Origin of the sequence: Leptospira ilyithenensis, assembly GCF_004771005.1 — a bacterium.
Classification (GTDB): Bacteria; Spirochaetota; Leptospiria; order Leptospirales; family Leptospiraceae; genus Leptospira_A; species Leptospira_A ilyithenensis.
Window position 1 is genome coordinate 1 of the sequence record NZ_RQHV01000012.1, and the last position, 1,741, is coordinate 1,741.

2 protein-coding genes are annotated in these 1,741 nt (G+C 37.8%); both read right to left on the reverse strand.

Translation table 11 applies throughout. The annotated features are described in order from the left end of the window. Window positions 1-324 (reverse strand): hypothetical protein (locus EHS11_RS02525; protein WP_135762851.1); only part of this gene is annotated, 324 nt, incomplete at its 3' end. Further along, a partial coding sequence (locus EHS11_RS19735; RefSeq protein WP_167884322.1) for a hypothetical protein occupies window positions 314-1,741 on the reverse strand: 1,428 nt, incomplete at its 5' end. The genes EHS11_RS19735 and EHS11_RS02525, both read right to left, overlap by 11 nt.

Genomic DNA, 1,741 nt, shown 5'->3' on the forward strand with positions numbered 1-1,741 from the left:
TGAAATTTGTTTTACTTTATATTTATGAACTTGCTCGCTCCCATAAGTTTTGAACCGAATCGAATCTTTGGATACAATCACACGATAGTTCAACCCTCCTCCATAACTCTCAATTTCATCAAAAGTAATTTTAAATCTTTCCGTTAAAAGCTTCAAAAAAACTTTATCTCCTCCTCCCCATATAACAAAACATCTTTCTGCATCAGAGTTTATATAATATTCTGATTTTCCTGTTTTTAGATCGGTTATATGCATATTGTTCTTATTACTACAATATTGTAACAACAAAGACCCGATTAATATTATAAATATTCTAATCAACATATGTTATCCTTCTGATATCTTGTAAAAGCCCCATTTTTGGATCAAACGGATTTGACCCTCTTCTTGGTTGATCACCACTCGTATGATCCACTGTTTCCCAAGTTCCAGTTTCAGAGTTTCGCATGATCGTAATATAATGATCTCCTTCTGATCCATCCCTACCTGTATCAATATGCAATATGGCAGTCTGTGCGGAACTATTATTTAGTTTTGTGACAGATCTTTTAACAGCAGCTACATCCTGGTGATCAATTCTTAACGGCTCTTTATACGTTCCATAATTCACCCCGTTTACATTTCTTCCATCACCATAAGTGTAAGGATTCACGTCGCCAGTTCCTTCAAAAATCCCTGTGCTTCCGCCTTGAGTTTCTCCGGAACCGATCCGTCCTTCATTTACGTTGTCTACATACCACTGAGAAAATGATCTTGTTTCTATTCCATTTGCTTTCTGCATCGTATAATTCACAAATGAGTAACACATTCCTGACGAAGCGCCCGCTGCAAAGTTCGGATCATTGAACATCGCACGGATTTTTGCCTCTCCTGTTATATAGTCTAGTGGTTTAGTTCCTGCAATTCCTATCTGTTTAATCGGAAAACTGCCCTCAGGAAACTTATTTAACTCTTGGGCTATATTCGCCATAATTTTACCCATATGATCTTTATCCTGCGTAAAATAACCCGAAGTTAGCATTTGCTTAAGATCATTGGTATCGATAATCGCTCTACCTTCACCAAGCAGTGATTCTGGTTTTATGTTACCTAAAGCATCCCTCTGAATTTCCAACGGAGTAGATCGAAGCAAAACTTCCTGAAATTTGATTTTTCCTGACAGTTGATCTAAATCCTTCAATGCAGCTTCATATTTCAATCTTTCGGCGGAGCTCTTTTTCAAAGTATCTCTCTGCGCTTCCAAATCAGTTTTCTGTTTTGTAAGTGCATCCAAATCTTTCTTTATCTTATCTACCTTACCACCTGCATCTAAATCATTAAATGCTTTATCAGAATAACCTTTTCCTACTTCACCTAACTCTATTCCAAGTTTACTTAATTTGTCATTTAGTTTGGAGGCATTCTCATCAATTTGAGATAATTTATTTTGAGGAAGACTGACTTCGTTCGGATTTCCCAGGGCGGCAGTTTCTCTCACAGGTAAACTAACCCCGTTCATGTTAGGAATAGTATTAACTCCCATTGCCCTAGCTACATTTCTTGTAAATTCAGAAAGAGCTTTCCTGGCTTCACCGGCTTTTGCTTTAGCAGCTTCCCAAAATGCTGTATTTGTATTTCCATTATCAGCTACTAAACTAGCACTCTCAGCGGCACGTTCCGCCTCTGCCGCTTCTTTAACAAGACGATCATATTCCGCTTTATCTGTTAAAGACAGTCTGTTCGGATCGAAGTCAACATCATC